This window comes from Nocardia seriolae NBRC 15557, assembly GCF_007990715.1.
Taxonomy (GTDB): Bacteria; Actinomycetota; Actinomycetes; order Mycobacteriales; family Mycobacteriaceae; genus Nocardia; species Nocardia seriolae.
In genome coordinates this window covers 1-3185 of the sequence record NZ_BJWY01000234.1, presented here as the reverse complement: position 1 = coordinate 3185, position 3185 = coordinate 1, and the positions used below count along the sequence as shown (strand labels likewise).

Below are 3185 nucleotides of genomic sequence, written 5' to 3'. Positions count from 1 at the left end.
AGTACTAGCTCGCGACGGGGATTCCCGCCGACCAGATCCGGCGGATGGCACGGGTCGCGGTGATATCGGTGAGCGGGTCGGCGTCCAACAGCACGAGATCCGCGCGCAGGCCGGGCGCGATGGCGCCGCGATCGGCCAGGCCGAAGTGGCGGGCGGGCAGGGTGGTCGCCGCGTTCAGGGCGTCGAGGGGCGACAGGCCCGCCTGGACCAGCAGTTCCAGTTCCGCGTGCAGGCTCGCGCCGAAGGCGGGATTCACGGGGACGCCGGTGGAGGCGTTGGCGTCGGTGCCCGCCAGGATGGGGACGCCCGCGGCATGCAGCGCGGCCACATTGGCAAGGCCGTTGGCGAAGGCCTCGGGGAAGCCGCGGGCGGCGGACATGCCCTTCATCATGGTCAGGGTGGGCACCACGACCCGGCCCTCGGCGGCGATCCGGTCGATATCGTGCTGCGGCAGTGCGGCTTCCACGGGGATGTGGGTGATGACGTCCACGCCCGCGTCCACCGCCATGGCATACGCGCCGACGGTGGCCGCGTGGGCGATGACCCGCAGGCCGCGGGCGTGGGCCTCGGCGGCAACGGTTTTGGCGGTGGCCGCGTCGGGGCCGCCCTCGCCGGGGGCCTCGAGCATCAGCTTGATGTAGTCCGAGCCGGTCGACCGGCGTTGCGCCACCATGGGTTCGGCCTGATCGTGGCCGCGGATGATGGCCGGTTCGGGCAGGAAGGTGGCGTGCATGCCGCCGGGGCCGACGATGGCCAGGCCCGCGCTGCGGATATCGGTGGTGCCGACGGCGTTGCGGAGCCCGGCCACGATGTCCGGGTCGCAGGCCATGTCCAGGGCGGTGGTGACGCCGAACGCGGTGAACTTGCCGGGCGATTCGGTGTCGGCGAGGTGGACGTGGGAGTCGATGAGGCCGGGCAGCAGGATCGCGCCGCCCGCGTCGAGGTGCTCGGCGCCGGTGTCGTCGGTTCCGATGACCGCGCCGTCGATGACGACGGTGGTCGGGTCGCTGAGTGTGCTGCCATCGAAGACGCGGACGTTGTCCAGCGCGGTACGGGGAGAAGTCACCCTGTCAGCTTCCTCCGATGCGCGGCGCGTCACCAGGATTCGGCTCGGGTCGCGGTCAGCGGCGGCGGGGCAGCAGCCGACGCGAGACGTGTTCGGTCATGGCGTCGGCGATGGGCGGGACCACGGGGGTGGGCCGGGTGGGCGGCGGCGGGGCCGAGCGGGCATCGGCGGAGATGCGCAGCAGCAGGGCCACGATGATGTAGTTGGCCAGCAGCGAGGAACCGCCGTAGGACATGAACGGGGTGGTCAGGCCGGTCAGCGGAATCAGTTTGGTGACACCGCCGACCACCACGAACAGCTGCCAGCCGATGGAGAACGCCAGCCCGCCGCCGAGCAGCTTGCCGAAGGCGTCGCGGGTGGTCAGGGCCGCGCTGAAACCGCGGATGCACAGGATGAGGAACACGGCCAGCACCGCGCCCAGCCCGATCAGCCCGAGCTCCTCGCCGATGGTGGTGATGATGAAGTCGGTCTTGGCGAACGGCACGTCCTGCGGCCGTCCGCTGCCCAGCCCGGTCCCGGCCAGCCCGCCGGTGCCCATGCCGAACAGGCCCTGCGCGATCTGGTATCCCGTCGTGTAGTACGTCGAGAACGGGTCCTCCCACACCTGCACCCGCACCCGCACGTGGGAGAACGAGTAGTAGGCGATGACCGCGCCGACCGAGAACATGGCCAGGCCGATGAGCAGCCACGACGCCCGCCCGGTGGCGATGTACATCATGGCCAGCACGGTGCCGAAGACCAGCAGCGAGAAGCCCAGGTTCTTCTCGTACACCAGCACCAGCACCGCCACGAAGGTGACCAGCAGCAGCGGGGCCATATCGCGCAGGCGCGGGAAGGTCATGCCCAGCAGGCGTTTGCCGGCGCTGGTGAACAGCTCCCGGTTGGCGACCAGGAAGGCGGCCACGAAGATGATGATCAGCACCTTGGCGAACTCACCGGGCTGAATCGAGAATCCGCTCAACAGGATCCAGCTCTTGCCGCCGTTCACCTCGCTGAAGCGCGAGGGCAGCAGGGCGGGAATGAGTAGCGCGATGACCCCGGCCAGTCCGCCGGTGTAGCCGTAGCGCGCGGGTTTGGTGTGGTCCGGCACGAAGACCAGCACCAGCACGAACAGCAGCATGCCCAGCCCGGTCCAGATCAGCTGGTGTGCCGAGTCCGAGGACGGTATCGGCTTGCCCGCGTTCTCGGCGTTCACCGCCTCGGCGCGGTCGAGCCGGTCGATGAGGACCAGGCCGATGCCGTTGAGCAGCACCACGCAGGGCAGCATGACCGGGTCCGCGGCCGGTGCCCAGCGGCGCACGGCCAGATGAGCGGCCAGCACGAACACCGTGAACACCAGCAGCGCGCGAATGCTGCGGCCGTCGAAGCCGCTGCCGGTCGCCGAGGTCATCGCCAGCAGGGCGAAGGCGGTCAGGGCCAGCGCGGCCACGCACAGTAGTAACTCGGCATTGCGCGGAACACGCCCTCTCGACTTCGCCGGGGGAGGGCTGTGCCGAAATGCGCTCACACCGAACAGTATCGCGTCCGGTAGCGGATGAGGAGCCAAAGCAGCAGCGCTTCGGCTATGGCGGTGAACACGGTGAGGAACTGACCGAAGCAGCTCGCCAGGACGGATAACCGAGGCTGATCAGCGGTACCGGCATCGTCCGGGGGTCGAGGATGGGACGGAACTACGATCGGACTATCACATAGATGTGATAAATTGCCGGTGTGCTGTACGCGATCGAGATCGAGCCCGAGGTGCGCGAGTTCCTTGCCGACTTGTCGCCCCACCGACCTTGCTCGCGCAGACTTCGCCGCGTGCCTGCTTGCCGAATACGGCCCCGAACTATCCGAACCTTATTGTCGGTACCTGGGGGACGGCGTGCGCGAACTCCGATTCACGTTGAGCCGCAACCGGGCGACGCGCATCACATACTGGTTCCCCGGGGGTCGAAAGGTGGTGCTGCTGACCGTGTTCCATAAAACCCGCCCACGCGAGACGGCCCAGGTCGAGCGCGCGAAAATGGCCCGGAAAATCTGCGAAACCGACCACACCGACCCGGTCCACCTGACTTTCGACCCGATGGGAGATATCGAATCATGAACGCGCAGGAAGACTTCGACGCCGCCCTAGTAC

3 protein-coding genes and 1 pseudogene are annotated in these 3185 nt (G+C 68.5%); 2 read left to right on the top strand and 2 right to left on the bottom strand.

Annotated elements, in window-relative coordinates; translation table 11 throughout:
- Window positions 1–4 precede the first annotated feature (4 nt).
- Together NS2_RS35285 and NS2_RS35280 are read right to left on the bottom strand one after the other, a co-directional pair.
- Complete coding sequence (locus tag NS2_RS35285; protein ID WP_033090704.1) at window positions 5–1066, bottom strand: amidohydrolase family protein; 1062 nt, start codon at window positions 1064–1066, stop codon at window positions 5–7.
- A 55-nt stretch (window positions 1067–1121) separates the two neighbouring features.
- Window positions 1122–2495 (bottom strand): FtsW/RodA/SpoVE family cell cycle protein, encoded by a 1374-nt coding sequence (locus NS2_RS35280; protein ID WP_370737326.1) that lies wholly within the window; start codon window positions 2493–2495, stop codon window positions 1122–1124.
- A gap of 279 nt (window positions 2496–2774) precedes the next feature.
- On the opposite strand from NS2_RS35280, the pseudogene NS2_RS38685 reads away from it, so the two are divergent.
- A pseudogene (locus NS2_RS38685) lies at window positions 2775–2990 on the top strand (type II toxin-antitoxin system RelE/ParE family toxin); the annotation flags it as partial.
- 15 nt (window positions 2991–3005) lie between these two features.
- On the top strand, window positions 3006–3152 hold the full coding sequence (locus NS2_RS38680) for a hypothetical protein (protein WP_230464221.1): 147 nt from the start codon (window positions 3006–3008) through the stop codon (window positions 3150–3152).
- The last annotated feature ends 33 nt before the right edge of the window (window positions 3153–3185 follow it).